Annotated in this window: 27 protein-coding genes; 14 read left to right on the forward strand and 13 right to left on the reverse strand. The window is 52.8% G+C overall.

The genetic code is table 11. The features are described 5' to 3' along the window. The first annotated feature begins 8 nt into the window (after positions 1–8). Complete coding sequence (kdgA, locus tag OGX93_RS01495; protein ID WP_012132013.1) at positions 9–650, forward strand: bifunctional 4-hydroxy-2-oxoglutarate aldolase/2-dehydro-3-deoxy-phosphogluconate aldolase; 642 nt, start codon at positions 9–11, stop codon at positions 648–650. 88 nt (positions 651–738) lie between these two features. Here kdgA and purT read toward each other — a convergent pair whose 3' ends face one another. Beyond that, positions 739–1,917, reverse strand: coding sequence for a formate-dependent phosphoribosylglycinamide formyltransferase (purT, locus tag OGX93_RS01500; protein WP_047463189.1), 1,179 nt, complete (start codon positions 1,915–1,917; stop codon positions 739–741). Positions 1,918–2,049: 132 nt separating this feature from the next. Here purT and yebG point away from each other — a divergent pair, with 132 nt between their 5' ends. The 4 genes from yebG to ptrB all read left to right on the forward strand — a co-directional run bounded on the left by yebG (position 2,050) and on the right by ptrB (position 5,733). Then, a complete protein-coding gene (gene yebG, locus OGX93_RS01505) occupies positions 2,050–2,340 on the forward strand; it encodes a DNA damage-inducible protein YebG (RefSeq protein ID WP_058669278.1) in 291 nt (96 codons plus the stop codon). 120 nt (positions 2,341–2,460) lie between these two features. Continuing rightward, positions 2,461–2,817, forward strand: a complete 357-nt coding sequence (yebF, locus tag OGX93_RS01510) for a protein YebF (protein WP_047463192.1) — start codon at positions 2,461–2,463, stop codon at positions 2,815–2,817. Positions 2,818–2,910: 93 nt separating this feature from the next. Then, a complete protein-coding gene (locus tag OGX93_RS01515; protein ID WP_153257660.1) occupies positions 2,911–3,570 on the forward strand; it encodes a tellurite resistance TerB family protein in 660 nt (219 codons plus the stop codon). Between the two features lie 87 nt (positions 3,571–3,657). Continuing rightward, complete coding sequence (gene ptrB / locus OGX93_RS01520; RefSeq protein ID WP_286449257.1) at positions 3,658–5,733, forward strand: oligopeptidase B; 2,076 nt, start codon at positions 3,658–3,660, stop codon at positions 5,731–5,733. Here the strand turns inward: ptrB and exoX are convergent. The 3 genes from exoX to OGX93_RS01535 all read right to left on the reverse strand — a co-directional run bounded on the left by exoX (position 5,715) and on the right by OGX93_RS01535 (position 7,393). After that, positions 5,715–6,377 (reverse strand): exodeoxyribonuclease X, encoded by a 663-nt coding sequence (exoX, locus tag OGX93_RS01525; protein ID WP_012132019.1) that lies wholly within the window; start codon positions 6,375–6,377, stop codon positions 5,715–5,717. The two genes, ptrB and exoX, sit on opposite strands and share 19 nt — an antisense overlap. Before the next feature lie 23 nt (positions 6,378–6,400). Further along, on the reverse strand, positions 6,401–7,057 hold the full coding sequence (locus OGX93_RS01530; RefSeq protein WP_024130258.1) for a carbon-nitrogen hydrolase family protein: 657 nt from the start codon (positions 7,055–7,057) through the stop codon (positions 6,401–6,403). Between the two features lie 105 nt (positions 7,058–7,162). Next, the gene (locus OGX93_RS01535) at positions 7,163–7,393 is read right to left on the reverse strand and encodes a DNA polymerase III subunit theta (protein WP_024130259.1); all 231 of its coding nucleotides are present in this window, start codon (positions 7,391–7,393) and stop codon (positions 7,163–7,165) included. 140 nt (positions 7,394–7,533) lie between these two features. On the opposite strand from OGX93_RS01535, the gene yobA reads away from it, so the two are divergent. The 3 genes from yobA to OGX93_RS01550 are packed head-to-tail and all read left to right on the forward strand — an operon-like array spanning position 7,534 to position 9,138. Further along, complete coding sequence (gene yobA, locus OGX93_RS01540; protein ID WP_275155656.1) at positions 7,534–7,908, forward strand: CopC domain-containing protein YobA; 375 nt, start codon at positions 7,534–7,536, stop codon at positions 7,906–7,908. Beyond that, positions 7,908–8,783: a copper homeostasis membrane protein CopD gene (gene copD / locus OGX93_RS01545; protein ID WP_275155667.1), complete on the forward strand. Its 876-nt coding sequence runs from the start codon at positions 7,908–7,910 to the stop codon at positions 8,781–8,783. Before yobA ends, copD begins: the two co-directional genes overlap by 1 nt. A gap of 16 nt (positions 8,784–8,799) precedes the next feature. After that, a complete protein-coding gene (locus tag OGX93_RS01550) occupies positions 8,800–9,138 on the forward strand; it encodes a YebY family protein (RefSeq protein WP_012132024.1) in 339 nt (112 codons plus the stop codon). 666 nt (positions 9,139–9,804) lie between these two features. Here OGX93_RS01550 and OGX93_RS01555 read toward each other — a convergent pair. Further along, positions 9,805–9,996: a YlcI/YnfO family protein gene (locus OGX93_RS01555; protein ID WP_012132027.1), complete on the reverse strand. Its 192-nt coding sequence runs from the start codon at positions 9,994–9,996 to the stop codon at positions 9,805–9,807. 369 nt (positions 9,997–10,365) lie between these two features. Next, on the reverse strand, positions 10,366–12,453 hold the full coding sequence (locus OGX93_RS01560) for a TonB-dependent receptor (RefSeq protein ID WP_047464029.1): 2,088 nt from the start codon (positions 12,451–12,453) through the stop codon (positions 10,366–10,368). Positions 12,454–12,700: 247 nt separating this feature from the next. Here OGX93_RS01560 and pphA point away from each other — a divergent pair, with 247 nt between their 5' ends. Beyond that, a complete protein-coding gene (gene pphA / locus OGX93_RS01565; RefSeq protein ID WP_047464032.1) occupies positions 12,701–13,363 on the forward strand; it encodes a protein-serine/threonine phosphatase in 663 nt (220 codons plus the stop codon). Here pphA and OGX93_RS01570 read toward each other — a convergent pair whose 3' ends face one another. The 5 genes from OGX93_RS01570 to yebS all read right to left on the reverse strand — a co-directional run bounded on the left by OGX93_RS01570 (position 13,364) and on the right by yebS (position 19,412). Next, complete coding sequence (locus OGX93_RS01570) at positions 13,364–13,555, reverse strand: YdfD/YebW family protein (protein WP_012132031.1); 192 nt, start codon at positions 13,553–13,555, stop codon at positions 13,364–13,366. It abuts the gene before it with no gap. A 102-nt stretch (positions 13,556–13,657) separates the two neighbouring features. Next, on the reverse strand, positions 13,658–13,894 hold the full coding sequence (locus OGX93_RS01575) for a YebV family protein (RefSeq protein ID WP_024130262.1): 237 nt from the start codon (positions 13,892–13,894) through the stop codon (positions 13,658–13,660). A gap of 116 nt (positions 13,895–14,010) precedes the next feature. Then, on the reverse strand, positions 14,011–15,450 hold the full coding sequence (rsmF, locus tag OGX93_RS01580) for a 16S rRNA (cytosine(1407)-C(5))-methyltransferase RsmF (RefSeq protein WP_286449256.1): 1,440 nt from the start codon (positions 15,448–15,450) through the stop codon (positions 14,011–14,013). A 76-nt stretch (positions 15,451–15,526) separates the two neighbouring features. Continuing rightward, positions 15,527–18,160 (reverse strand): PqiB family protein, encoded by a 2,634-nt coding sequence (locus tag OGX93_RS01585; protein WP_115609228.1) that lies wholly within the window; start codon positions 18,158–18,160, stop codon positions 15,527–15,529. After that, complete coding sequence (gene yebS, locus OGX93_RS01590) at positions 18,129–19,412, reverse strand: membrane integrity lipid transport subunit YebS (protein WP_024130263.1); 1,284 nt, start codon at positions 19,410–19,412, stop codon at positions 18,129–18,131. Before yebS ends, OGX93_RS01585 begins: the two co-directional genes overlap by 32 nt. A 129-nt stretch (positions 19,413–19,541) precedes the next feature. Between yebS and msrC the strand changes: the two genes are divergently transcribed. From msrC to htpX, 4 genes are all read left to right on the forward strand, one after another. Beyond that, complete coding sequence (msrC, locus tag OGX93_RS01595; RefSeq protein WP_012132036.1) at positions 19,542–20,039, forward strand: free L-methionine (R)-S-oxide reductase MsrC; 498 nt, start codon at positions 19,542–19,544, stop codon at positions 20,037–20,039. 97 nt (positions 20,040–20,136) lie between these two features. Next, on the forward strand, positions 20,137–20,823 hold the full coding sequence (gene proQ, locus OGX93_RS01600) for an RNA chaperone ProQ (RefSeq protein WP_012132037.1): 687 nt from the start codon (positions 20,137–20,139) through the stop codon (positions 20,821–20,823). A gap of 19 nt (positions 20,824–20,842) precedes the next feature. Further along, positions 20,843–22,891: a carboxy terminal-processing peptidase gene (gene prc, locus OGX93_RS01605; protein WP_286449255.1), complete on the forward strand. Its 2,049-nt coding sequence runs from the start codon at positions 20,843–20,845 to the stop codon at positions 22,889–22,891. A 191-nt stretch (positions 22,892–23,082) separates the two neighbouring features. Next, on the forward strand, positions 23,083–23,964 hold the full coding sequence (gene htpX, locus OGX93_RS01610; protein ID WP_012132039.1) for a protease HtpX: 882 nt from the start codon (positions 23,083–23,085) through the stop codon (positions 23,962–23,964). A 50-nt stretch (positions 23,965–24,014) separates the two neighbouring features. Here htpX and OGX93_RS01615 read toward each other — a convergent pair whose 3' ends face one another. Beyond that, entirely contained in the window at positions 24,015–25,388 is a 1,374-nt protein-coding gene (locus tag OGX93_RS01615) for an MFS transporter (protein WP_112002004.1), read from the reverse strand. 177 nt (positions 25,389–25,565) lie between these two features. On the opposite strand from OGX93_RS01615, the gene kdgR reads away from it, so the two are divergent. Further along, entirely contained in the window at positions 25,566–26,357 is a 792-nt protein-coding gene (gene kdgR / locus OGX93_RS01620; RefSeq protein WP_012132042.1) for a DNA-binding transcriptional regulator KdgR, read from the forward strand. 170 nt (positions 26,358–26,527) lie between these two features. Here kdgR and OGX93_RS01625 read toward each other — a convergent pair whose 3' ends face one another. Further along, a complete protein-coding gene (locus OGX93_RS01625; RefSeq protein WP_024130264.1) occupies positions 26,528–26,767 on the reverse strand; it encodes a YobH family protein in 240 nt (79 codons plus the stop codon). Positions 26,768–26,858: the final 91 nt, after the last annotated feature.

Consider the following 26,858-nt stretch of genomic DNA (forward strand, 5'->3'; position numbering starts at 1 on the left):
AAACTCTGATGAAAAACTGGAAAACAAGTGCAGAAGCAATCCTGACCACAGGCCCGGTTGTACCGGTGATCGTGGTGAACAAACTGGAACACGCGGTGCCGATGGCAAAAGCGCTGGTTGCAGGCGGTGTGCGCGTTCTGGAAGTGACTTTACGTACCGCGTGTGCGATGGATGCCATCCGTGCTATCGCGAAAGAAGTGCCGGAAGCGATCATCGGTGCGGGTACGGTTCTGAACGCGCAACAGCTGGCGGAAGTGACGGAAGCGGGCGCGCAGTTTGCTATCAGCCCGGGCCTGACGGAGCCTCTGCTGAAAGCGGCGACCGAAGGCACCATTCCGCTGATTCCAGGTATCAGCACTGTTTCCGAACTGATGCTGGGTATGGACTACGGCCTGAAAGAGTTCAAATTCTTCCCGGCGGAAGCTAACGGCGGCACCAAAGCGTTGCAGGCGATCGCAGGTCCGTTCTCTCAGGTACGCTTTTGCCCGACTGGCGGTATCTCTCCGGCGAACTACCGTGACTACCTGGCGCTGAAAAGCGTTCTGTGTATCGGGGGTTCCTGGCTGGTTCCGGCTGACGCGCTGGAAGCGGGGGACTACGATCGCATCACGAAACTGGCTCGCGAAGCGGTAGAAGGCGCGAAACAGTAAGCTCAAATGCCCGCTGGCGCTGACGCTTACCGGGCCTACGTTTTATAGGGTTGTAGGCCGGATAAGCGCAGCGCCATCCGGCATTTTTTTACCCCGCGACTTTCACCTGCGCCGCCGCGTGTTTTGCACGCTCAACGGCCTCTTCGACGCGTTCCGCTGTCGCCAGCGCGACGCCTAACCGACGAGTTCCGTCGATGTCCGGCTTGCCGAAGAACCGCACCTGTAAACCCGCTCCGACGGCCGCTTGTACATTATCAAACGTTACATTCTGGCTGGTGAGCGTCGGTAAAATAACGGCGGACGCGGCAGGGCCATACTGACGAATTTCGCCCACGGGCAGGCCGAGGAAAGCGCGAACGTGCAGGGCAAACTCTGACAGATCTTGCGAAATCAACGTCACCATGCCGGTATCATGCGGTCGCGGGGAGACTTCGCTGAAGACTACCTCATCGCCGCAGACAAAAAGCTCGACGCCAAATAACCCATAGCCGCCTAACGCCAGAACAACCTTGCGGGCGATCTCCTGCGCGCGCGCCAGCGCCAGATCGCTCATCTGCTGCGGTTGCCAGGATTCACGATAATCGCCGTCTTCCTGACGATGGCCGACAGGGGCGCAAAAATGGACGCCATCTATGGCGCTGACGGTCAGCAGAGTGATTTCAAAATCGAATTTAACCACGCCTTCGACAATCACGCGCCCTGCGCCAGCGCGGCCGCCCTGTTGGGCATATTCCCATGCCTGCGACAGTTGGTCGGCGCTGCGGATGAAACTCTGTCCTTTACCGGAAGAACTCATCACTGGCTTCACAATGCAGGGAAAACCGATCTCTGCCACCGCCTCGCGAAAGCGTTCTTCGCTGTCGGCAAAACGGAAAGAAGAGGTCGGCAACGCCAGCTCTTCTGCCGCCAGACGACGGATGCCTTCACGGTTCATCGTCAGTTGCGTCGCCCGGGCGCAAGGCACCACATTCAGTCCTTCCTGCTCCAGTTCTACCAGCATGTCCGTCGCGATAGCTTCAATTTCCGGCACAATGAAATGCGGCTTTTCGCGTTCAACCACGCGGCGCAGCGCTTCGCCATCCAGCATATTGATGACGTGTGAACGGTGGGCGACGTGCATCGCAGGCGCATCCGGGTAGCGATCCACCGCGATAACTTCCACACCCAGGCGTTGGCATTCGATCGCCACTTCTTTTCCCAGTTCGCCTGAACCCAATAACATTACGCGCGTAGCCGCCGGACGCAGCGCGGTGCCTAATAACGTCATAAAATATATCCCCTGATTTAACTGGGCGCAGTATATACGAAAACGTTTGCGTCTGTCTTTATTGCCAGGTTGATTTCATTACTGAAAAGTAATATACTGTACATAATTACAGGTAATTGAGAGGCTGCAAAAATGGCGGTTGAAGTTAAATACGTGGTCATTCGGGAAGGTGAGGAAAAAATGTCGTTTACCAGCAAAAAGGACGCCGATGCGTATGACAAAATGCTTGATACGGCAGACCTGCTCGACACATGGCTTGAGCAGTCTCCGGTAGCGATGGAAGACGAACAGCGAGAAGCGCTTTCTCTGTGGCTGGCTGAACAAAAAGACGTATTGAGCACGATCCTGAAAACCGGCAAATTGCCGTCGCCGCAGGTGGTTAAAAGCGATGCGACGGCGGAGGATGACACGCAAGCAGCCTGAGTCTGACTTGCGCTCCTGACGTTTTGTACCATGCTTTTTCCTGAATCATTGTGCTATGCCCGTGGATTTCGCGTTGCAAACATGCAGCCTGAAAGACGAAGGAGATATAAGGAGAAAAGTATGAATAAAAAAAGAGGAGCGCTGTTGAGCCTGCTGTTATTGTCCGCCAGCGTATCGGTCTTTGCTGCCGATACGGCCAGCAAATCGGTGAAATTCCCGACCTGTGAAGGGCTGAACGCTGATGGGATCGCCGCCAGCGTAAAGCGCGATTATCAGCAAAACCGTATCGTACGTTGGGCTGATGACCAAAAAAAGGTCGGACAGGCGAATCCGGTGGTGTGGGTCAACACTCAGGATATTACCGGCAAAGAGGGTAACTGGACGGTTCCTCTGACTGTTCGCGGGAAAAGTGCCGATCTTCATTATCTGGTAAAGGTTGATTGCAAAGCCGGAACCGCAGAATACCAGCCCCGCTAATGACAAATTTGCGCATCTTTTGCTGAATTAGACACTTCCTGACACCCCCTCAAGTACGCTTTGACGATTCATCGTTTGTATTTGAGGGGCAAAATGGCTAACTGGCTAAACCAATTACAATCTCTTCTCGGGCAAAACGGAGCCTCTGCATCTTCTTCAGGCGAACAAGGGCTGAGTAAACTGCTGGTTCCCGGCGCGTTAGGCGGTCTGGCCGGTTTACTGGTCGCCAATAAATCTTCCCGTAAGTTACTGACTAAATATGGCACCAGCGCCCTGTTGGTTGGCGGCGGCGCGGTGGCAGGCACCGTCTTATGGAACAAATACAAAGAGAGGGTACGTGCTGCGCATCAGGATGAGCCGCAATTCGGCGCGCAGAGTACGCCGCTGGACCAACGAACCGAGCGGTTGATCCTCGCCCTGGTGTTTGCGGCGAAAAGCGACGGGCATATCGATAGCCAGGAGCGTGCAGCCATCGAACGCCAGTTGCGTGAAGCCGGGGTGGAGGAGCAGGGACGTGTGCTTATCGAACGGGCGATTGAACAGCCGCTCGATCCGCAGCGTCTGGCGCAAGGCATCCGTAATGAGGAAGAGGCGCTGGAAATCTACTTTCTGAGCTGTGCCGCCATTGATATCGACCATTTTATGGAGCGCAGTTATCTGAATGCGTTGGGCGATGCGCTGAAAATTCCTCAGGATGTGCGGGACGGCATCGAGCAGGATCTGCAACAGCAAAAACAGGCTCTGCCAGGCTAACGTAATCCCCTGCATAGCATGTTTCGCTTGCATCGTGCGTGACTTTTGCCACCCTTATAGGGTGTTTAAAGACAAAAGAACAAAGACATGCTACCAAAAGCCACCCGTATTCCGCACACCATGACGCTGCATGGCGACACCCGTGTCGATAACTATTATTGGCTGCGAGACGACTCCCGCTCGCAGCCTGATGTCCTTGACTATCTGCATCAGGAAAACGCCTATGGACATCAGGTCATGGCGTCACAGCAGGCGTTACAGGATCGCGTGCTGAAAGAGATTATCGATCGCATTCCGCCCAGAGATGTTTCCGCACCTTACGTCAAAAATGGTTATCGCTACCGGCAAATTTATGAGCCAGGGTGTGAATATGCTATTTACCAACGCCAGCCGGCGCGAAGTGAAGAGTTGGATGCGTGGGATTTATTGCTGGATGCGAATCAGCGAGCGGCCCACAGCGAGTTTTATACTCTCGGTGGAATGGCCATTACGCCGGACAACACCATCATGGCGCTGGCGGAAGATTATCTTTCCCGTCGTCAGTATGGGCTGCGTTTTCGTAATCTTGAAAGCGGTAACTGGTACCCGGAACTGCTGGATAACGTGGCGCCAGAGTTTGTCTGGGCGAATGATTCGTTGACGCTTTACTACGTGCGTAAACACGGCACCACGTTGCTGCCTTACCAGGTATGGCGTCATACCGTGGGTACGCCGGCCACGCAGGATCAACTGGTCTATGAAGAAAAGGACGACGCTTTTTACGTCAGTTTGCACAAAACCACCTCTCAGCATTATGTGGTGATCCATCTCGCCAGTGCGACCACCAGTGAAGTGCTGTTGCTGGATGCTGAACTGGCCGATGCGGAACCCTTCTCGTTTTTACCACGGCGTAAAGATCATGAATACAGTCTCGATCATTACCAGCATAAGTTTTATCTGCGTTCCAATCGCCACGGAAAAAACTTTGGTCTGTATCGCAGCCGGGTACGTGATGAAAACGCCTGGGAAGAGCTGATTGCGCCGCGCGAGAGCATCATGCTGGAAGGGTTTACCCTTTTTACTGACTGGCTGGTGGTGGAAGAACGCCAGCGTGGTTTGACCAGCCTGCGGCAGATTAACCGTAAAACGCGTGAAGTAACGGGGATTGCGTTCGACGATCCGGCCTACGTCACCTGGCTTGCCTATAACCCTGAACCGGAAACGTCCCGCTTACGTTATGGTTATTCATCGATGACGACGCCGGACACCTTGTTTGAGCTGGACATGGATACCGGCGAGCGGCGCGTGCTCAAACAAACGGATGTGCCGGGATTTGACGCTGCGAATTATCAGAGCGAGCACCTGTGGATTGTCGCCCGGGATGGCGTAGAGGTTCCGGTTTCGCTGGTTTACCATCGAAAACACTTCCGTAAGGGGCAAAATCCGCTGCTTGTCTACGGCTACGGTTCCTATGGCGCCAGCATGGATGCCGATTTCAGCAGCAGTCGGTTAAGTTTGCTGGATCGCGGATTTGTTTACGCCATCGTGCATGTTCGCGGCGGCGGTGAGTTAGGTCATCAGTGGTATGAAGACGGTAAGTTTCTGAAAAAGAAAAATACGTTTAATGACTATCTTGATGCCTGCGACGCGTTGCTGAAACTGGGCTACGGCTCGCCTTCATTTTGCTATGGCATGGGCGGCAGCGCGGGCGGCATGTTGATGAGCGTCGCGATTAACGAACGTCCTGAACTTTTTCATGGCGTCATCGCGCAGGTGCCGTTTGTTGACGTCCTGACGACAATGCTTGATGAATCTATCCCTTTAACCACGGGAGAGTTCGAAGAGTGGGGAAATCCGCAGGATGCGGAATACTACGCGTATATGAAAAGCTACAGTCCGTACGACAACGTCACCGCGCAGGACTATCCGCATCTTCTGGTTACCACCGGGTTACATGATTCGCAGGTGCAATACTGGGAACCCGCCAAATGGGTCGCTAAACTGCGCGAACTGAAAACGGATGACCACCTGCTGTTGCTGTGTACGGATATGGATTCCGGGCATGGCGGGAAGTCCGGGCGTTTTAAAGCGTATGAGGGAGTGGCGCTGGAATTCGCTTTTCTGATTGGCCTCGCTCAGGGCACGTTGCCAGGGCAGGCAGGCGCTCAGGCGTCGCTCAGATAGTGTTTAAGCGTTAAACGCAGCTCCGGGCTCATGTTGTCAAGGTTATTAAATAACCAGCGTAGATAGCCCGGATCGCGCTCGGCGACTTCAGAAACGGCTTTGCCGCGATATTTGCCAAACGTAAATGTCGTTAACAGGGCCGGGCGTCCGGTAATGTCGACCATTTGTTCCGCCGTCCAGCCTGACGTGTTCATAATATCGATCAGCAATGCCGCCGTGATATAGCAGTCATACAATGCGCGGTGATGATGAAGGCCGGGCGGTGTTTGCACACTTAGCTTACGGGATTTGTAGAGCGCCATGTTGCTGTATTTGATCCCCGGCCATAACCGGCGGGACAGCTTCATGGTACAAATCCACTCTCCCGGCATCTCTGGCAGCACACGCCGGTCGAAACTGGCGTTATGCGCGACATACCATTCGCTTCCGTGATAGAGCGGAATGATATCTTCGATCCAGGGTTTATCGGCAACCATCGATTCACTGATACGGTGAATCGCCATCGCCTGTGGGCTGATGGGGCGGTCAGGACGAACCAGATGGCTCATTGGATTGACAATTCTCCCCGCCACCACATCGACAGAGGCAATCTCAACAATCCCGCCCTGTAGTCCGCAGGTTTCCGTATCTATAACTCGCAACATGGGGTGCTCCCGACCGAAAACACCTAGCGTAATGGAATGATATCGCCTTGCCAACCCCGTGTCGTATGCTGACCTGTTAACAGCAGAGAACCGCTGTCCGCGCGGACAATGAGCTGGCCGCTTTCATCCCATAGCGCGCTGCTGCCTCCGGCGTTTGCCATCAACACGGCAATGGCGAAGCGATGCGAAAAACGTTGCAGCCGGGAGGTGGAGGTAAATAAATCATGTTCGCTGACGCACTGGCTGGTGGTGAATAACGAAAAGGCGGGATCGATATCAATGCCTTCCGGCTGCTCATCCATCACGCTTATCGTTTTCCGGTGGCGGGCCACGCAGGCGCCGTGGCTTTGATGAAAGATCAGCGGCGATGTCACCCAGGGGGCGAAAATGGCAATGCCTCTGACTAACTGGCCGTTATGCTCAACCGGCAGCCCGGCGATAATCGTCATGCGGTACGCGGATGCCGCATAAGCAAGCGGCTGTAATAAGGACTCATCGGGCGGGACAGGGAGCGCCTGCGCCGTATCGTTGCATCCGGTTAACGACAGGGAAGGGAATACCAGGAGTTCGCATTGCTGGCTGGCAGCAATCTCAACAAATTGCAGATGGTGCGCGACATGTTCTGCCAGCGTGGCGCGAGGTGGTTCATACTGCGCCGCCGCGATTTTCCAGTGTGACATAATGATTTCCTTTTCATAGTGTCTACAATCATCCTTAAATCTTAGTTTAAGAATGTACTTATACTGTAGCAACTCATGTGTAAGGAAGTGTAACGCTATATAAGTTTATTTAACTTTCGGTTCGTAAGGTAAGCGTGACAGGGAAACCGACGCCAGACGGTGGGCAATCAGACGTTCACGAAACCATTCGCGCAGGTGTTCTGGCTGTTCACGCTCAACGACTTCTGCCACGACGGGCATATTGTAACGCTCTTTAAACGCTACACCGGCTGCGGCCAGGTCAACGTTGATCTTATCCATGTCAGCTTGTTCAAGTTGAGCCAGGTTTGTTTGCATATGCTTCTCCTTATCATCAATAGCGCGCAAAAGTTACTAAGAGTGCGCCTCAATGGCAAGCCGGAAATGATGATTCTCGACTCGACCATTATAGAAGGTTATTCTCTGTAAATCAGACATAACAAAAAGGAATAATTGATATGGCTTCTACTGCACCTTCTTTGCGCTATGCTCTCCTTTTCCTCGCCTCAACGCTGGCGGCGCCTGCGGCCTGGGCACATGCGCATCTGACGCATCAATACCCGGCGGCTGACGCTGAGGTGACTGCCGCGCCGCAGGCATTGACGCTGAATTTCTCCGAAGGCATTGAGCCTGGCTTCAGCGGGGCGACGCTGACCGGGCCAAAGCAGGAAAGCATCAAAACGCGGCCTGCGAAGCGTAATGAGCAGGATGCGAAACAGCTCATTATTCCTCTGGATCAGACGCTTAATCCCGGAGCCTATACGGTTAACTGGCATGTGGTGTCGGTTGACGGTCATAAGACAAAAGGGCAATACACCTTTAGCGTGAAGTAATCATGCTGACGTTTACCTGGGTAGCGCTTCGCTTTATCCATTTTAGCGCCATGATGCTGGTGTTTGGCTGCGCGTTATATGGCGCGTGGCTGGCGCCGGTTTCTGTTCGTCGCCTGATGACGCGCCGCTTTCTGCGCCTGCAACAGCACGCTGCCGTGTGGAGCTTTGTCAGCGCGACGCTGATGCTGGCGATCCAGGGTGGACTAATGGGGGCGGGCTGGCAGGACGTAATCTCGGTTTCGATATGGGGCGCGGTTTTACAGACTCAATTTGGCGGCGTATGGCTGTGGCAGATTATTCTCGCGCTTGTCACGTTGTCCATGACGCTGGTTGTACCGAGAAATTTACCGCGTCTGCTGCTCATCCTGATGATTGCCCAGTTTATGTTGCTGGCAGGCGTTGGCCACGCCACGCTGAATGATGGCGTGGTGGGCGCGGTACAGCAGATTAACCATGCGACTCATCTGGTGTGCGCTGCGGCCTGGTTTGGCGGCCTGCTGCCGGTTATCTACTGTATGCGCATGGCGCAAGGTCGCTGGCGACAACAGGCCATCGAAACAATGATGCGTTTCTCCCGCTATGGTCATCTGTTTGTCGCGGGCGTATTGTGCACCGGCATCGCAAATGTGCTTTTTATTACGGGGTTTTCCGCCCCCTGGCATACCGCGTACGGGCAGTTTCTTTTGTTAAAATGTGTCCTTGTCCTGCTAATGGTGGCAATTGCGCTAACGAACCGGTATGTTCTCGTACCACGTATGCGGCAGGAAAATCGCCGCGCGAATCTCTGGTTTATCTGGATGACTCAGATTGAATGGGGAATTGGAGCCGTTGTGCTGGCGATTGTCAGCCTGTTCGCAACCCTGGAACCCTTCTGATGGACTGGCAAAACTCATGAAAAAAATGATTCTCTCTCTGCTATTGTTGGCAAGTTCAGGCGCTGCGCTGGCGGCGCCTCAGGTTATCACCGTGAGCCGCTTTGAAGTGGGCAAAGACAAGTGGGCGTTTAACCGCGAAGAGGTGATGCTAACCTGCCGACCGGGCCATGCCCTGTATGTCATCAACCCGAGCACGCTGGTGCAATACCCGCTGAACGATGTTGCAGAACAGCAAGTTGCAAGCGGCAAAACCAACGCGCAGGCTATCACCGTCATTCAGATTGATGATCCGGCAAAACCAGGTGAAAAAATGAGCCTGGCGCCGTTTATTGAACGCGCGGAAAAGCTCTGCTAATTACCAGAAGTATCTTTCTGATTTCCAATAAAAAACCGCAAGCCTCATGCAGAGGAACTTGCGGTTTTTTCGTTGTTGCGGCTGACAACGGTCGTTTTTTACCGGCCACTTTCGTCGTGGACTGGAAAACCTGGCGTCGTCATCTATTCTTAAAGGGCAAGGCGACTTAGCCTGCATTAATGCCAACTTTTAGCGCACGGCTCTCTCCCAAGAGCCATTTCCCTGGACCGAATACAGGAATCGTATTCGGTCTCTTTTTATCTGTTTGTTTTGAAGTGTGTTTTCAGATACTAACCCGAAACCACACGAAAGTTACTCGAATTTTCCATATCCTGTCCAAACCATAACATACTCTGTACCGAGTGCGTCCAGGGTTTTTTGATTGGTATGTTAATTTTTGTGCGTCAGAGTGCCGTGTGAAGCCAGGTTTACATGGATGAACGTTTATGAATCATGCTCGATGAGTTACTCATGCTGTGCACAGAAGGCGTGCAGGATGAGGATGACGGGGGTAAAAATCAGAGCGACATAAAACAGTATGATCAGTACCGCGTCTAATGCGTGATAATTCAAAATGAAATAGATAACATTCCCAATAGATATCAGGATAAAGGTGTATTTACTAATAAATAAGCATCTTTTCATTTTGGTCGTAGCTATAAAGAGTTAATTTTTGTTTCTATTTACGTCTTTGGGCGTACTGGAATTCAGGGCTTTTTCACGACATGCTTCTTTTACCCATGCAGAAAAATTGCTGGTTTTTTCCTTCGCCATCACTTGCTCTATTTGTTTCAGCAAACTGTATGAAAAACGGATGTTTTTTATCACTGTTTTGCCTGTAAAGTTTTTTATCGACATAAGGTGTTTCTCGCAACTAATTCACATCACTGTTACTTTCGCGTAACTACGCATGAAGGGAATTGATTTACATCAATGAAATCAACGGTGATGACGGCGAGGTTTCCTGGTTGTGAATTGCGTCGCAACAAAGAATGCCTTAGCGATACCACATTGAAGAGTGGGGTTGTTCAGTGACTATTCTCTATTTTTTAATGCCTTGAATCTTTTCAAGATGTGCGATAACGATAATCAGATTGATTTTATTGGGTAATTCATATTGTGAGGGTAGATATTTATTAATTAATATCCGTGTGTTTTTAGGCTGCTTATACTCACAAAAAGATAAGCAAGCGCCGCATACGGTGCGTATGGACGCTTGCTGTATTATTAGAACTGATAGTTTAAAGACATCCAGTAGTTGCGACCAGGAATAACGTATCCGGTCGTTGACTGCGCAGTCTGGAAATAATCACCGGCATAGGTGCTGGAACGGCCAGATTGATATAATTTGACGTCGCTAAAGTCTTTATCCAGCACGTTATTGACGGCGGTATTCAGGGTTAAATCTTTAGTCAGTTTATAAGATAACCCCATATCCAGCACTGTCCATGCTTTTAGATTTGCGCCTTTGTCATCATACACTTTCTGCTGTACCGCACTGAGATTGTCATAGGTTTGAGTAAAGCGGGGCGCTTTACCGCGATAGCGGGCGCTAAGCCAGGCATTTAAATCATCTGTCGCCTGCCAGTTAACGCGGGCATTTGCCATATGTTTTGGTGTATAGCTGAGTGGTGCGCCTTTATTATCTCCATCTTTCTGTTTGCTCTGAGTATAGGTATAGTTGAGCGACAGGCTCAAATTATCCAACCAGAGCGGGAACGATGTTGCAAATTCGACACCATCGGTACGCGCTTTTCCGCTATTGGTATAGCTACTGGTATTGTCATCAATCGAATAAGAAACAATTTTATTGCGATATTCAGTGTAGAATCCGGTTATATTGGCATTGAACCCATTGCCATTATCGTAATAAAGTCCGGTTTCATAACTGGTGCTTTCTTCAGGTTTTAAATCTGGATTACCGACGGTATTGATTGTTCCCTGACCAGAAACACCGCTGATGCCGTTATGTAACTGGCTAAGAGAAGGCGCTTTATAACCGGTTGTGATTCCCCCTTTGAGCGTCCATTCATCTGTCATATCCCAGACCAGATAGCCACGAGGACTGAAATGACCGCCGAATACGTCGTTATGTTCATAGCGACTCCCTACGGTAAGCGCCAGAGAATCCAGGATATGCCACTCATCTTCAAGGTAAGTCGCCCAGCTTTTTTGATGGAACTTTTCACCTGAACTGGCCAGAACGACGCCATCTTTCATTCGTGCGTCCCAGTATTCGCCACCCACCGTCAGTAAATGTGATTCTCCCAGCGGCGTGAGAAGCACCGAGTTGAGAATAACATTGGTATTTTTCAGTTCACGATCGTCACCCGCTCTCCAGGCTTGATCGGGCGTCAGAGCGGAGGAAACCAGCTGCCGTCCTTTGTTTTCTGTCTCATTCCAGTTAAGAGACGATTTCCATGTACCAAACGTTAAGGCGGTGTCATGTCCTAACGTCACTTTATTGCGCTCATAGCGGAGCGTTTTATCATATCCGCCCGTGAGGCTACCAAGCTGACCGTCGCTGTTATCATAACGCTGTCGGGATGTGTCGAGATCCATCCATAGCGTATTGTTTGCGCTGGCTTTCCAGTCAAATCTCGCGCCGATGTTGTAGTTTTGCGACTCAGTGGGATAAGGAACGCGTGTTTCTGCGGTGTCGCTCAGTGATGTAATGCTGGAGCCTTGTCGCTGGGTTGTGCTTCCACGAACCTGCATATCCAGCGAGCCAGGCACCAGGGGACCGCTTGACCAGAAATTTGCGGTTGTGCTGTTTCCCCATTTATTACTTTCCTGTAGGTTCACTCCCGTATTAATGGCCGTGCTCCACTTATCGGTGCTTTTTTTGGTAATAATATTCACCACGCCGCCAATGGCGTCTGACCCATAAAGTGTAGACATGGGCCCGCGTATAACCTCTATACGTTCAATGGCTGAAAGTGGGGGCATAAAACTGGTATTCATTGCAGAAAAGCCATTCGGTGTTACATCCGATGTTCCATTCTGACGAATACCGTCAATAAGAATAAGGGTATAACTGGCAGGCATCCCACGAATACTTATTTCAAGCCCCCCTGTTTTTCCGGTACTGCTTTCAACGTCCACTCCCTCAACGGCCCTGAGAGCATCGCCAAGATCATTATATTTATTGGTCTGTAATTCTTGTTGTGAAATAACAGAAACACTGGCTGCCGCATTGGTGATCTTTTTCTCGTATCCCGATGCGGTGACGACCATGACATCTTCTGCAAAAACATTAAAACTTGTGGCGCCCAGACAAGATAAGACAAGTGAAGCGAGAGGTTTAATACGCATTATCGAACTTCCTTTGTTAAAAAAAGCAAAGTCAATAAGATAATGCATGAAAATGATAATAAAAATAATTATCATTACACTTTTACATAAATTGGCATTTATATGATTTTATTGAAATCAACAAGAATTATTGCAGGTTAAATTATTGCTATAAAAATGATTAATGGTCTCAGGAGAGGCGGCCTGCGACTGAAGATTTCCTGCTATGGTTAAGTATGTCAGGTTCATTTTTACTGATGGTGAACCAATGAAACAGCCGGAAAACGTCTATCAGAAAATTGAGGGGAGTCAGTGGCGGCATGTCTGGATTGTCGGCGACCTCCACGGCTGTTTTTCGCAGTTGATGGAGAAACTACGACAGTGTCGGTTTGATCCGTGGCAGGATCTGCTGGTGTCGGTGGGGGATGTGATCGACCGTGGGCCTGACAGCTTGCGGTGTCTGGAACTTCTGCACAAACGGTGGGTGGTCGCCGTCAGAGGGAATCACGAGCAGATGGCGTTAGACGCGCTGGCCGCCTCGCAGTTGTCGTTATGGTTTATGAACGGCGGCGACTGGTATGCCGCATTGTCGGCAAACCAGCAGCGCCTGGCGAGAAAGGCGCTCGACGACTGTCAGCGTTTACCCTGGATTCTGGAATTACACTGCCAGAACGGCATGCATGTTGTGGCGCATGCTGATTATCCGCATCAGGTCTATGCCTGGCAAAAAGAGGTGGATTTACACCAGGTGCTATGGCGTCGTTCCCGGTTGAGCGAGCGACATGCGGGTCAGGGAAACGGCATTGCCGGAGCCGATCACTTCTGGTTTGGTCATACGCCGCTGCGTCATCGCGTTGATATCGATAATTTGCACTATATTGATACCGGCGCGGTATTTGGCGGGGAACTGACGTTGGTTCAACTTCAGTAATTAAAAATCACTGTACTGGCGAGCAGGTAGCCAGAAGCCGTCAATAAAGTCTTCGACCGGAAAACAGCCGCCGTGACGAATCCGCTGGTCGTCCATCGAATACAGGCACTGCTGTTCAGTATTGTAGATATCCACCACAATGTCCTCACAGCCGCCGTCCAGGTAGCAAACAAAAAGTACCAGTGCGAACATTCCATCCTCAAATTGTCCTGCCGTATCGATAGTGTAGGAGAGGTTGTCGCAAGGGGGAAAGGGTGAAATAAATAACCCGTCTGGCGACGGGTTCTTTTTGAGTCAGGCAAGACGCATGACCCAGGCATCGGACTTACGATCGTAACGGGTGCGGAATAGAACAGAGTGCTCTCCGTTTAAAATGGCGGGAATGCTGGTTTCATCATCCCAGGCATCCAGTTGCATACATAAATCTGGGTCGGATTTACAGGGAATGCTTAACGTTCGGTCCCCCGGCGATTCGCCATGTAACTCGGCATCGTCGATTTCAAAAGCGCCAATGCGCACACTGGTTTTCATCATCGTGCTCTCCGTTAGTTCGCTGATTGTGGTACGACCAGTTTGATCGCCCAAATTTCAGCGTAGCCAACTTCAGCAAAAGCGCCAGTAAAAAAGTGCGCTATTTTTGACCGCTTTCAGTCGTTACCGGTAAAGAGTTTGCCATCGCGAACCAGTTCGCGTGGGTAACTGTTCTTCAACCGGGAACCAATCCGTTTCGCCAGACCAATGGGCTGATGCTGGAACGTGACCAGCACATCATCGGCAGACGGCGCGGTTTGCGGGTAGACATCTCGCCCCCGATACCACTCTTCCGCCTCCTGATGAGACAGCTCGAATGCGTTGGCATGATGTGGATCGGCGAGGGCGATCACCGCTTCATGCTGCCAGCGATAACCTTTATTATGGCTTTCCGCCAGTTTTATGCCCAGGCGGGAAAAGCGGACTTTTCCGATCAGCGCTTCAATCTCTGCCGGGAATAACCACACCTCTTTATCTCGCTGCCAGAGGTGCAGGTTTTCTCCCCACTGAAGTCCACTGGCGTTAGCCGCCTGAGTGATTTGCGTCGCTTCACGCCCCTTCATCGGCGCGAACGGAAACTTGCCGACCTTATAGCCAGGCGCGGGAAGCGGGGGAATGGCTGCGGTTTTACGCAAACGGGCGACAAAGAAACCTTCGCAGTCGTAAATCTGCGGGAAAACGTGTAAAAAACCCTCTGCCGTCAGCGCGCGCTCCGCCTCCGGGAACAGATCGCCTAAAGGCAAAAATTCAACCGCTTCCGGGTAGGTCTCTTTCAGCCACAAGCAGACGGACTCATTCTCCTCGCGATTTAGCGTGCAGGTGGAGTAGACCAGCGTACCGCCAGGGCGCAGCGCGTGAAATGCGCTGTCGATTAGTTCCCGCTGTGTGGCGGCAATATCCAGGTTGCTTTCGACAGACCAGTTTTTAAGCGCGTCGGGATCTTTGCGCACCACGCCTTCACCTGAACAGGGCGCGTCCAGCAAGATAGCGTCGAATATCTCCGGGAGCGCGGTGCCGAAGACGCGGCCATCAAAATGGGTCAGGGCAACATTACTGATCCCACAGCGGCTGATGTTGGCGTGCAGCACTTTGACCCGGCTGGCGGAGAATTCATTCGCCAGAATGGCGCCCTGATTATTCATCCGCGCGGCGATCTGGGTGGTTTTCGAACCCGGCGCGGCAGCAACATCCATAATGCGTTCTGGCGTATTCCCTTCAGCAAACAGCGCGGCGACCGGCAACATTGAGCTGGCCTCCTGAATATAAAACAGGCCGCTCAGATGTTCGGCGGTGCTGCCCAGCGGCAACGATTCTTCATCATCGCGTTCGATCCAGAAACCTTCCTCGCACCAGGGAACAGGCGTCAGCGACCAGCCATAGGGCGCCGTCAGGGCAAGAAAGTCGGTCACAGAAATTTTTAGCGTATTCACGCGAATGCTGCGACGTAACGGGCGCTGGCAGGCGGCGAGGAAATCGTCAAAAGAGAGTGTCGAAGGCATTGCTTCGCGCATTTGCGTCAGAAAGGCATCAGGGAAATAAACAGCGTGTTGAGCCACTTGGGTACCACCGGCAATAAAACAGGCGCGCAGTGTAGCATAAATGCTCCGGCGCGAGCACGCCGGAGCGGGGGAGTTAACGTGGCAGGGCGGTGCCCCATTCGCGCCACTCTTTCGGTTCGCTTTCCAGCAGCAGGAAGTGTTTACCCGCCTGCGCCTTCGGCGCTAGCGGCGTCCCTGGCGGGGTTGCAAACGCGATGCCGCCGCGAATGAATTGATTGAAGGTGCCGGTTTTCACCACGCCGCCGGTCAGGCCAAAGTCCAGACTGTAGCCGGAGGCCAGCCAGAAGACGGAGTTATTACGCACCAGATGCTGATAACGCTGGCTGATGCGCATAGCAATCATCACGCGGTCAGACAGCGAACCCAGCGTCATTCCCGTTACCGTGCCCACTTCGATACCTCTGAACAGCACTGGCGTGCCGATGTTCAGCGAACCTGCCTCAGGAGCCTCCACGACGATGCTCAGACCATCAAGATAGCGCGAGTCGGAAATGGTTGCTTCCTGCAATTCGAAATCACGACGCGGATTGCCGCGTCCGGGCTCCACGTTAATGTAGGGCTGCAAAATCGTATCGAGATGCTCCACGCCCGCGGCGGAGATTTGCGGCGTGATCACCGAGAAACGCGTACCGCTTCGGGCAAAGGTCTGGACATACTCCGGGTAGAGCACCGCTTTCGCCTGGACCTCATTGCGCGCGGTAATCAGCTCCAGCGTCTGGATCTGGCCGATGTCGATGCCGAGATAACGAATCGGCATACCCGCCGCGAGTTTACCGGCGTCAAAGGCGTGCAGGGTGATTTGCCCACCCACCGCGCGGGCGGCGGTTTCCGAGGCGTAGAGTATTCGTTTGTCGCCTTTACGCTGGCTGGCGCTTGCGCCGCTCAGATTATCGAAACTGATAGCGCCTTTCAGCGCACGCGACAGGGGAGATGCCTGCACGGTCAGGCCGCTGCCGTTAAGCTGTACCTTCGCCCCGCCTTCCGCCCAGAATACGCTGTTGCTGGTTAACAGGTTGCGGTATTCCGGTTTGATATGCAGATCGATATCAAAGGCGTTAGCGCGTGGGCGCACGGTGATCACTTCACCTACCTCAAACTTACGGTACAGCACCACTGACCCCGTTTGTACATCCGGGAGCGTTTCAGCAGTGAGGCTCACCGTGGTCGTGGGGAGGTCGCTGAGGCTGTTTTCCACGGCCTTTTCCAGATTGGCGTACAGCGGGTAGCTGGATTTCATTTCGCCTTTTGTGCCGGGCAAAATACGAATGCCGCCGCTCACCCACTCGCTGGCGCTGGCGCCGAGAAACTCCACGCCGTCGAGACCGACTTTGATATCCACGCGACTGTTGACCACAAATTTGCTGTCACCCTGAATCAGGGCGCGATGTTGCGGATCGATAGCCACCGTGAACGCAACGCCTTTACTGGATAACTTACGTTCAATGACCTGGCCCACCTGCACGCCATGCAGAACCAGCGGTTGACCGGCGTCAATACCGTAGCTTTCCGGGGCGGTCAGGGTTAACGTCAGCGCATTTGGTTCATGGAGCAGGGCTTCTTCGCCAGGCACCACGACGAATTCACTGCGCGGTTCGCCTTCGCCTGGCACCAGTTCAAACGTTTTGCCGGTCAAAAGCGAACTGATACTGGCATCGCTCAGCGACAGCTTTGGACTGCGCAGCTCAATACGCGTCTTATCACGCAGGAGTGTTACCACGCTGGGGTCAACCGTCATTTCGCCCGTGACTTTCCCGCCGGGGTTGAGCGTTAATTTGGTGAGCTCGCCCACTTCAAGCCCCTGATACATCAGCGGCGTGGAGTCGGCTTTCAGGCCGTCGCCGCCGGGAAGTTCAAGTTTGACGATGACGCCGCGCTGGCTATGGGCTAAATCTTCGTAGAGGCCAAATGCGTCATCTGCGGTTGCAGGCTGCGAATCGTCGGGCGAGTCAAACGCGATTGCGCCATTTACCAGCGCCGCCAGACTCTCCAGCTTCACCTTCGCGCCGCTAAGGCTGACATCCGCATTGACGCCGGAGACATTCCAGAAACGGCTGCCTTTTTTCACCAGGCTGGTGAAGCGACGCTCAATCAGTACGTCAATGGTGACGCCCTGTTTGTTGGGATTGATGGCATAGTCATATACCCGACCCACCGGAATTTTGCGGAAATAGACCAGCGACCCGCTGTTAAGAGAGCCGAGGTCAGGCGCGTGAAGATGGATCATCAGGTCGCCGTTGTCCAGACGGTATTTCGGCTGGGTATCAAGCGCGACAAAGTGATCTTTCTCGGCTCCTTTGCCGGGCATCATGCCGATATAGTTCCCGCCGACCAGCGCGTCCAGACCCGAAACGCCCGCCAGCGACGCTTTTGGCGTCACCAGCCAGAACTGGGTCTCCTCGCGCAAGGCATCTTTCATGTTTGACTTAATGCTGACGCGCACTTCTATCTTGCGCAGGTCTTTACTCAGGCTGATGTCCTGCACCGTACCCACTTCAACGCCCTGATAGCGCACAGGCGTCCGCCCCGGAACAATGCCATCCGCCGACATAAAGTCGATCGTCACGGTGTTGCCGCGATCTTCATAACTTCCCCAAATCAGCCAGCCTGCGATCATCAACGCGATAAACGGCAGCAGCCAGAAAGGGGAAATACGACGTTTTGTTTTTATCTGCGCTTCAGTCGGCGAAGCAGGCGTTTCCTGACTCATGTGCATCCCAAAGTAAGCGGCTATCCAGCCATTCCACTGCAAGAATAGTTAATATTACCGCTGCGCCGAAATAAAACGCAGCCGGTCCCATAGTAAAAGCGAGTATCTGATCGCGATTAATCAGCGACATCGTTAACGAAATAACAAAGAGATCCAGCATGGACCAACGGCCGATCCAGGTCACCATCCGTAGCAGCAGGATGCGCGTACGCAGCCCTTGCTCACATTTGAAATGGATGCTGAGCAGCAGTGTAAACATCACAATAACTTTGGTAAATGGCACCAGAATACTGGCGATAAAGACCACGGCCGCCACGGCGATATTGCTGTTCGCCAGCGACATAATGCCCGATAAAATCGTGTCCTCCTGACGCCCGCCATTCACGTAAATAATGGATATCGGCATCAGGTTTGCGGGTAGCAGCAGGACGACAGAGGCCAGCAGCGCCGCCCAGCATTTCTGTATGCTCTGATTTCTGCGCAGGCGCAGCGGGATATGGCAACGGGGGCAACGTCCCCGTGAGTCAGGATAACCGGTGAAGTGGCATCCGAGACAGACGCGAAGTTTTTCGTCCGGGCGTCGGGCGGGGCGTTGTGGGTAAAAGCGCTCCCAGAGTTGCTCCACATTGAGATGCGACAGCGTCAGAATACTGAGGATCACCAGCGCCACAAAGGCGTAAAGCCCCAGGCCGGGTTGCAGGAAGGCGTAATCCTGCACTTTGATCGAGGCGACCCCAATGCCGACCAGATAAATGTCGAGCATCACCCACTCTTTGAGCCTCTCCAGCATCAGCAATACCGGACGCAGATTCATGCCGAGAATATTACCGAACCATAGATAAGCGATGGCGGTGACCAGAATTAACGGCGCGCCCGCCACGCAAAAGAGCACCATGGCGGCCGTAAGTGGATCGCCTTGCCTGGTCATCTGCCAGATGCCCTGCATCACGTTGGCGTCAATACGCACCCCTAACAGCCAGATACGCAATAGCGGCTCGCCCCAGGCAAAGGGCATCAGCAGCAGCATCGTAACGGCCAGCGCCGCCAGACGCGTCAGCGACCAGTCACGTCCATCGCGAATTTTGGCCTGGCAACGCGGGCAATATGCGCTCTGGTGCGATTGCATTTTCGGCAGGCTAAACAGCATGTCGCATTGGGGGCAGCGCTGATAATGGGCGCGGGGCAACGCTTCACTGATAGACCAGACCGTTATTCTCTTTGTTGGCGTGAGTCGCGGGGTGTTCAGGGCCATGTATCGTGAATCAAAGTGTTAGATTAATGTAATCTTAACTCATGACGGGAATGATCTTGAGCATTAACGCATTTAATGCTTATTTTAATAGGCTGTAGTTTTAGAGTAAGACAACTAAGTGACTATATAATGAGCAAAACAGAGCTATACGCGGATCTTAACCGCGACTTTCAGGCAGTAATGGCAGGTGAAACCAGTTTTCTCGCTACCCTGGCAAATACCAGCGCGCTGCTGTTTGAGCGCCTTTCGGGCGTCAACTGGGCGGGGTTCTATCTGCTGGAAAACGACACGCTGGTGCTGGGGCCGTTCCAGGGGAAACTCGCCTGTGTGCGGATCCCGGTTGGACGCGGCGTCTGTGGTACGGCGGTCGCGCAGAACCAGGTGCAGCGCATCGAGGACGTTCATGCGTTTGACGGACACATCGCCTGCGATAGCGCCAGCAATGCTGAAATTGTGCTGCCTCTGACGGTAGACAATCAGATAATCGGCGTGCTGGACATTGATAGCACGGTATTTGGCCGCTTTACCGAAGAGGATGAGCAAGGCCTGCGTGAGCTTGTCGCGCGGCTTGAAACCGTGCTTGCAACGACGGATTACAAAAAATTCTTTGCGACCGTTGCAGGATAATCAACGGATAACGTAGCAATTACTGATGGCGTCATTATAATGACGCCTGTTCATGCCTGCGGCTTGTTGGCTACGTCCGTTGTAATCAGGAAATTTCATGGAAAATCAACCTAAGTTGAATAGCAGTAAAGAAGTTATCGCGTTTCTGGCCGAACGTTTTCCACAGTGTTTTAGTGCGGAAGGCGAAGCGCGCCCGCTGAAAATTGGCATTTTTCAGGATCTGGTAGAGCGTGTTGAGGGCGAAATGAACCTCAGCAAGACACAACTTCGTTCCGCTTTACGTCTTTATACTTCAAGCTGGCGTTACCTGTACGGCGTTAAGCCGGGCGCAACGCGTGTCGATCTCGACGGCAACCCTTGCGGTGAGCTGGATGAGCAGCACGTTGAACATGCGCGTAAGCAGCTTGAAGAAGCGAAAGCACGCGTCCAGGCGCAACGTGCGGAACAGCAGGCGAAAAAACGCGAAGCTGCCGCTGCGGCAGGCGAAAAAGAAGACGCTCCGCGCCGTGAGCGTAAACCGCGTCCTGCGCCACGTCGTAAAGAGACGACTCCGCGTACTCCTCGCGCTGAAAAACCGGCGGCTAAAGCACCACGCGCACCACGCGAAGAACAGCATACCCCGGTGTCTGATATTTCAGCGCTGACGGTAGGGCAGTCACTGAAGGTGAAAGCAGGCAACAATGCGATGGATGCCACCGTATTAGAAGTCACCAAAGATGGCGTCCGTGTACAGCTGAATTCGGGTATGTCTTTGATTGTACGCGCAGAACACCTGGTGTTCTGAAACGGAGGCCAGGCCTGGCATGAACACTTTTTTTAGGCTTACCGCGTTAGCTGGCTTGCTTGCAATAGCAGGCCAGTCCTTCGCCGTCGATGACATTACGCGCGCCGATCAAATTCCCGTTCTGAAGGAAGAAACGCAGCATGCGACCGTGAGTGAGCGCGTGACTTCGCGCTTTACACGTTCCCACTATCGTCAGTTCAACCTGGATCAGGCGTTTTCGGCAAAGATTTTCGATCGCTATCTTAATCTGCTCGACTACAGCCACAATGTGCTGCTGGCGAGTGATGTGGAGCAGTTTGCGAAAAGCAAAATTGTCCTCGGCGATGAGCTGCGTACAGGTAAACTGGATGTCTTCTATGACCTCTATAACCTGGCGCAAAAACGCCGTTTCGAACGTTATCAGTACGCGTTAAGCGTGCTGGAACGCCCGATGGATTTCACCGGTAACGACACGTTTAACCTTGACCGCAGCAAAGCGCCCTGGCCGAAAAATGAGGCTGAGCTGAACGCGTTGTGGGATGGCAAGGTGAAATTCGACGAACTTAGCCTGAAGCTGACGGGCAAGAACGATAAAGAAATTCGCGAAACGCTGACGCGTCGTTACAAATCTGCGATTCGCCGTCTGGCGCAAACCAACAGTGAAGACGTGTTCTCACTGGCGATGACCGCATTTGCGCGCGAAATCGACCCGCATACCAACTACCTTTCTCCGCGAAATACCGAACAGTTCAATACTGAAATGAGCCTGTCTCTGGAAGGTATTGGCGCGGTTCTGCAAATGGACGATGACTACACGGTCATCAACTCGATGGTTGCCGGCGGCCCGGCGGCAAAAAGCAAGGCGATAAGCGTAGGCGATCGCATTGTAGGCGTAGGCCAGACGGGGAAAGGAATGGTTGATGTGATCGGCTGGCGTCTTGATGACGTGGTGGCGCTGATCAAAGGGCCGAAAGGCAGCAAAGTTCGTCTTGAAATTCTGCCTGCCGGTAAGGGCACGAAAACGCGAACCATTACGCTGACGCGCGAACGCATTCGTCTTGAAGACCGCGCCGTTAAAATGACGGTGAAAACGGTCGGTAAAGAGAAAGTCGGCGTGCTGGATATTCCGGGGTTCTATGTGGGGCTGACGGATGACGTCAAAGTCCAGCTACAGAAACTGGAAAAACAGAACGTGAGCAGCATTGTTATCGATCTGCGCACCAACGGCGGCGGCGCGCTGACCGAAGCGGTTTCGCTGTCCGGTCTGTTTATCCCGTCTGGCCCGGTTGTTCAGGTTCGTGACAACAACGGTAAAGTGCGTGAAGACGCCGATACCGATGGCGTGGTGTATTACAAAGGCCCGCTGGTGGTACTGGTCGATCGCTTCAGCGCATCCGCGTCGGAGATTTTTGCCGCAGCGATGCAGGATTACGGTCGCGCATTGATTGTCGGTGAACCGACTTTCGGTAAAGGCACCGTACAGCAGTACCGCTCTCTGAACCGTATTTATGATCAGATGCTGCGTCCTGAATGGCCTGCGCTGGGCTCCGTGCAGTACACCATTCAGAAATTCTACCGTGTTAACGGCGGCAGCACGCAGCGTAAAGGCGTCACGCCGGATATCGTCATGCCGACGGGGAATGAAGAGACGGAAACCGGCGAGAAGTTTGAAGACAACGCCTTGCCGTGGGACAGCATTGATGCGGCAACGTACGTGAAGTCAGATGATTTAACGCCGTTTGGCCCGGAACTGCTGAAAGAGCATAACGCGCGCATCGCGAACGATCCTGAGTTCCAGTACATCCTGAAGGACATTGCCCGTTTTAACGCGATGAAAGATAAGCGTAATATCGCTTCTCTCAATTTCGCCCAGCGCGAAAAAGAGAATAACGAAGACGATGCCCTGCGTCTGGCGCGTATCAACGATCGGTTTAAACGTGAAGGCAAGCCGCTTCTGAAGAAACTGGACGATCTGCCGAAGGATTATAAAGAGCCGGATCCGTATCTGGATGAAACGGTACGGATAGCGCTGGATCTGGCGCATCTTGAGAAAGAGAAGCCCGCGGAGCAACCCGCAACCAGCAAATAGCGTCAAGCAGGCACAAGAAATTGTGCCTGTTTTTTTAACAAGCGCATTAAGCCGTCAGTCTTATGCAACAAAATGTAAAGTTGTGTCTTTCTGGTGACTTACCGCCCGCAGATGCTTGAAAATAGCCACAAGACCCATACGATGTGGGTATCGCATAGTGCGTTTTGTTAAGTTGAGGTTAAAAGAAAATTATGATGCGAATCGCGCTCTTCCTGCTGACGAACCTGGCCGTGATGGTCGTTTTCGGGCTGGTGCTGAGCCTGACAGGGATACAGTCAAGCAGCGTACAAGGCTTGCTGATTATGGCGCTGCTGTTTGGTTTTGGTGGTTCCTTCATTTCGCTGCTGATGTCCAAATGGATGGCGTTAAAGTCCGTGGGTGGGGAAGTCATTGAGCAACCGCGTAATGAAAGAGAACGCTGGCTGATGAACACGGTGGCGACGCAGGCGCGTCAGGCCGGAATCGCTATGCCGCAGGTGGCTATCTATCATGCGCCGGATATCAACGCGTTTGCGACCGGCGCGCGCCGTGATGCGTCGCTGGTTGCGGTGAGCACCGGCTTGCTGCAAAACATGAGCCCGGATGAAGCCGAAGCCGTTATCGCGCATGAGATCAGCCACATCGCTAATGGCGATATGGTCACCATGACGCTGATTCAGGGGGTTGTGAACACCTTTGTGATCTTCATCTCGCGTATTATCGCGCAGATCGCCGCGGGCTTCCTCGGTGGAAACCGTGATGAGGGTGAAAGCAGCAACGGCAACCCAATGATCTATTTCGCGGTGGCGATGGTTCTTGAACTGGTGTTCGGGATACTGGCAAGCATTATCACCATGTGGTTCTCACGTCACCGTGAATTCCATGCGGACGCCGGGTCTGCGAAGCTTGTCGGCCGTGAAAAGATGATTGCCGCATTGCAGCGCCTGAAAACCAGCTATGAGCCGCAGGAAGCCAACAGCATGATGGCGTTCTGCATCAACGGCAAGTCGAAGTCACTGAGCGAGTTGTTCATGACTCACCCGCCGCTGGATAAGCGTATTGAAGCGCTGCGTAGCGGCGAGTACCTGAAGTAAGGCGGTATGCCTGGCATTCTAAAAAAGCGCATCAGATGATGCGCTTTTTTTTACGCTACGGAGCGGGGTTGAGTGATGCGCAAACCGCTGATAATGGCGGCTACGGTCGCCAGGATGCCCGCCGTCATCAGGGAAATATGCGTACCGTTGTCCGCAAACTGATTCAACATGAGCGCAACCAGCGCTGCGCCGGTACTCTGGCCCAGAAGACGCGCCGTGCCCAGCATCCCGCTGGCCCCTCCGCTGCGATCGCGTGGCGCAGAGGTGATAATCGTGTGGTTATTGGGCGACTGGAATAAGCCAAAACCGGCTCCGCAAAGGATCATCGGCCAGATGATACTGATATCTGACGGCGAGGCTGGCAGCAGCATCAGCGCAAAAAGTCCTGTGGCCATAATTATCAGTCCTGACGCACCCAGCAGCCCGGCATGAACCCGTTCAATTAAGTAGCCCGCCAGCGGCGCCATCACCATTGTCGCCAGCGGCCAGGGCGTCAGCAATAACCCGGTCTCGACTTCGCTACGCCCCAATACCGTTTGCAGATAGAAGGGAAGGGAAACCATCGCCAGCATCTGCGCGCAGAAAGAGCAAATACTGGTGCAGATCGACAGAGAAAAGAGCGGAATGCGTAGTAAGTCAATCGGTAACAAAGGCACCGGGAGTGAGAGCTGACGGCGAATGAAGAAGAAACCGACGACAAGCATAACCGCCAGTTCTGCGCCAATCAGCGTTAAAGGCTGCCCCTGTGCGAATCCGCTGAGAGCGGTGATCAGCAAGCCGAAGGTTAAGGCGTTCATCACCGCGCTGGGCAAGTCGAAGCGCGGTTTGGTGCTGCGAGCGCTGTTTGGGGGTAAGAAACGCATAGCCAGCAGCAATGCGATAATGCCTAACGGAACGTTAATCAGGAACAGCCATTTCCATGACGCTATCGACAGAATTGCTGCTGCAATGGTTGGCCCCGCAGCCGAAGACACCGCGACGATGAAGGAGTTGATGCCCATTCCGCGCCCAAGGTGGCGTTGCGGATAGATAAGTCGGATCAGCGCCGTGTTCACGCTCATCAGCGCGGCGCCGCCAAACCCCTGCGCGACGCGCGCAAGCGTCAGCATTTCCAGGGAGTCCGACAGCGCGCAGAACAGTGACGAAAACAGGAAAATGACCAGGCCGTATTTATAGATGCGTCGATAGCCGAACATGTCTCCCAGAAATGAGAGCGATAAGAGAGAAACCACGATCGCGATTTGGTAGGCGTTAACAACCCAGATCGATCGGGCGGCGGACGCCTGGAGATCGGTTGCAATGGTAGGGAGCGCGACATTCGCGATTGCGCCATCCAGCACGGCCATCGAGATACCAATAATGATGGTTAAAATGGCGCCGTAACGCTGGGGTAATGGCAGGCCATCGGCCTGGATTTTGTCCATAGAGAGTCAATATCTTTCGGGGGATTATGATCAGAGTAATGATTTTAGCATTGATATCGCGGGGTTATGTCGCAGATTTGTAACTAAGTAAGCAAAGATGGATTGCGACCGCCATGACGTGAAATTATAATAAAAACCGGTTCTGATTTTTATAAAACACTCGCAATGAGGTGATAAATGGCTATCGCAGATCTGGATAAACAACCTGATTCTGTTTCTTCTGTGCTGAAGGTTTTTGGCATTCTGCAAGCGCTGGGTGAAGAGCGCGAAATAGGGATCACCGAGCTGTCGCAACGTGTCATGATGTCAAAAAGCACCGTTTATCGCTTTTTACAAACGATGAAAACGCTGGGTTATGTCGCGCAGGAAGGTGAATCTGAAAAATATTCGCTGACCCTGAAATTGTTTGAGCTGGGCGCCCGTGCGCTGCAAAACGTTGATCTGATCCGTAGCGCTGATATTCAGATGCGTGAAATTTCCCGTCTGACCAAAGAGACAATTCACCTCGGTGCGCTGGATGAAGACAGCATTGTCTACATTCATAAAATCGACTCCATGTACAATTTGCGCATGTATTCCCGCATTGGCCGCCGTAACCCGCTGTACAGCACCGCAATCGGTAAAGTGCTGCTGGCATGGCGCGACCGTGATGAAGTCAAACAGATACTGGATGGCGTGGAGTACAAACGTAGCACCGCGCGCACGATTACCAGCACCGAGGCGTTACTGCCGATGCTGGATCAGGTGCGCGAGCAGGGGTATGGCGAAGATAACGAAGAGCAGGAAGAAGGTCTGCGCTGTATTGGCGTGCCGGTGTTCGACCGTTTTGGCGTGGTGATCGCCGGTCTGAGCATTTCGTTCCCGACGCTGCGTTTCTCCGAAGAACGTCTGCATGAGTATGTCGCTATGCTGCACACGGCAGCGCGTAAAATCTCTGAGCAGATGGGTTACAACGACTATCCATTCTGAGGTGAGCGCGCCCTGAGCCGTTCAGAAGCCAGCCGGTAGAAGATACCTGCTGGCTTTTTTATTGCCCTGAAAGGGGGCAGGAGAGTGGTTTCTCCCGCCAGAAAACGCATTAAAAAGGCATAACCACGTTATGCCTGATATTTATGCAGATGAATGAATGTGATGCCAGATTAGCCGTTATCGACCACCACGGCGCTTTTTCTGAATACAGGACAGTCTGACAGACCAATGATGCCGCTGTCAGTATGGACATATTGCGCTGTACTGGTGCCGCGAGCGGTCAGATATTGACATTGCAGACCCAGACCGGCGGCGTTCTCCTTGCTGCCAATCAGAACCCCATAGCCACTGAGCAATAAACCAATCCATACCAGAGCAATCAAAACAATCGCGCGAATGATCAAACGCATTACTACCTCTTTTCTTTTTTTGGTTAGAATAAGGGTAGCCTGAACGCCCACTGAAACAAGTGTATCATTCCTAAAAGTATATAATGTCGCT

Source organism: Citrobacter sp. CK195, from assembly GCF_030333365.1.
Taxonomy (GTDB): Bacteria; Pseudomonadota; Gammaproteobacteria; order Enterobacterales; family Enterobacteriaceae; genus Citrobacter_B; species Citrobacter_B koseri.

Excerpts from the sequence above, each read along its gene's own strand:
- kdgA (WP_012132013.1), top strand. The coding sequence starts at position 9 with ATGAAAAACTGGAAAACAAGTGCAGAAGCAATCCTGACCACAGGCCCG.
- purT (WP_047463189.1), bottom strand. The coding sequence starts at position 1,917 with ATGACGTTATTAGGCACCGCGCTGCGTCCGGCGGCTACGCGCGTAATG.
- yebG (WP_058669278.1), top strand. The coding sequence starts at position 2,050 with ATGGCGGTTGAAGTTAAATACGTGGTCATTCGGGAAGGTGAGGAAAAA.
- yebF (WP_047463192.1), top strand. The coding sequence starts at position 2,461 with ATGAATAAAAAAAGAGGAGCGCTGTTGAGCCTGCTGTTATTGTCCGCC.
- OGX93_RS01515 (WP_153257660.1), top strand. The coding sequence starts at position 2,911 with ATGGCTAACTGGCTAAACCAATTACAATCTCTTCTCGGGCAAAACGGA.
- ptrB (WP_286449257.1), top strand. The coding sequence starts at position 3,658 with ATGCTACCAAAAGCCACCCGTATTCCGCACACCATGACGCTGCATGGC.
- exoX (WP_012132019.1), bottom strand. The coding sequence starts at position 6,377 with ATGTTGCGAGTTATAGATACGGAAACCTGCGGACTACAGGGCGGGATT.
- OGX93_RS01530 (WP_024130258.1), bottom strand. The coding sequence starts at position 7,057 with ATGTCACACTGGAAAATCGCGGCGGCGCAGTATGAACCACCTCGCGCC.
- OGX93_RS01535 (WP_024130259.1), bottom strand. The coding sequence starts at position 7,393 with ATGCAAACAAACCTGGCTCAACTTGAACAAGCTGACATGGATAAGATC.
- yobA (WP_275155656.1), top strand. The coding sequence starts at position 7,534 with ATGGCTTCTACTGCACCTTCTTTGCGCTATGCTCTCCTTTTCCTCGCC.
- OGX93_RS01550 (WP_012132024.1), top strand. The coding sequence starts at position 8,800 with ATGAAAAAAATGATTCTCTCTCTGCTATTGTTGGCAAGTTCAGGCGCT.
- OGX93_RS01555 (WP_012132027.1), bottom strand. The coding sequence starts at position 9,996 with ATGTCGATAAAAAACTTTACAGGCAAAACAGTGATAAAAAACATCCGT.
- OGX93_RS01560 (WP_047464029.1), bottom strand. The coding sequence starts at position 12,453 with ATGCGTATTAAACCTCTCGCTTCACTTGTCTTATCTTGTCTGGGCGCC.
- pphA (WP_047464032.1), top strand. The coding sequence starts at position 12,701 with ATGAAACAGCCGGAAAACGTCTATCAGAAAATTGAGGGGAGTCAGTGG.
- OGX93_RS01570 (WP_012132031.1), bottom strand. The coding sequence starts at position 13,555 with ATGTTCGCACTGGTACTTTTTGTTTGCTACCTGGACGGCGGCTGTGAG.
- OGX93_RS01575 (WP_024130262.1), bottom strand. The coding sequence starts at position 13,894 with ATGAAAACCAGTGTGCGCATTGGCGCTTTTGAAATCGACGATGCCGAG.
- OGX93_RS01585 (WP_115609228.1), bottom strand. The coding sequence starts at position 18,160 with ATGAGTCAGGAAACGCCTGCTTCGCCGACTGAAGCGCAGATAAAAACA.
- yebS (WP_024130263.1), bottom strand. The coding sequence starts at position 19,412 with ATGGCCCTGAACACCCCGCGACTCACGCCAACAAAGAGAATAACGGTC.
- msrC (WP_012132036.1), top strand. The coding sequence starts at position 19,542 with ATGAGCAAAACAGAGCTATACGCGGATCTTAACCGCGACTTTCAGGCA.
- proQ (WP_012132037.1), top strand. The coding sequence starts at position 20,137 with ATGGAAAATCAACCTAAGTTGAATAGCAGTAAAGAAGTTATCGCGTTT.
- prc (WP_286449255.1), top strand. The coding sequence starts at position 20,843 with ATGAACACTTTTTTTAGGCTTACCGCGTTAGCTGGCTTGCTTGCAATA.
- htpX (WP_012132039.1), top strand. The coding sequence starts at position 23,083 with ATGATGCGAATCGCGCTCTTCCTGCTGACGAACCTGGCCGTGATGGTC.
- OGX93_RS01615 (WP_112002004.1), bottom strand. The coding sequence starts at position 25,388 with ATGGACAAAATCCAGGCCGATGGCCTGCCATTACCCCAGCGTTACGGC.
- kdgR (WP_012132042.1), top strand. The coding sequence starts at position 25,566 with ATGGCTATCGCAGATCTGGATAAACAACCTGATTCTGTTTCTTCTGTG.
- OGX93_RS01625 (WP_024130264.1), bottom strand. The coding sequence starts at position 26,767 with ATGCGTTTGATCATTCGCGCGATTGTTTTGATTGCTCTGGTATGGATT.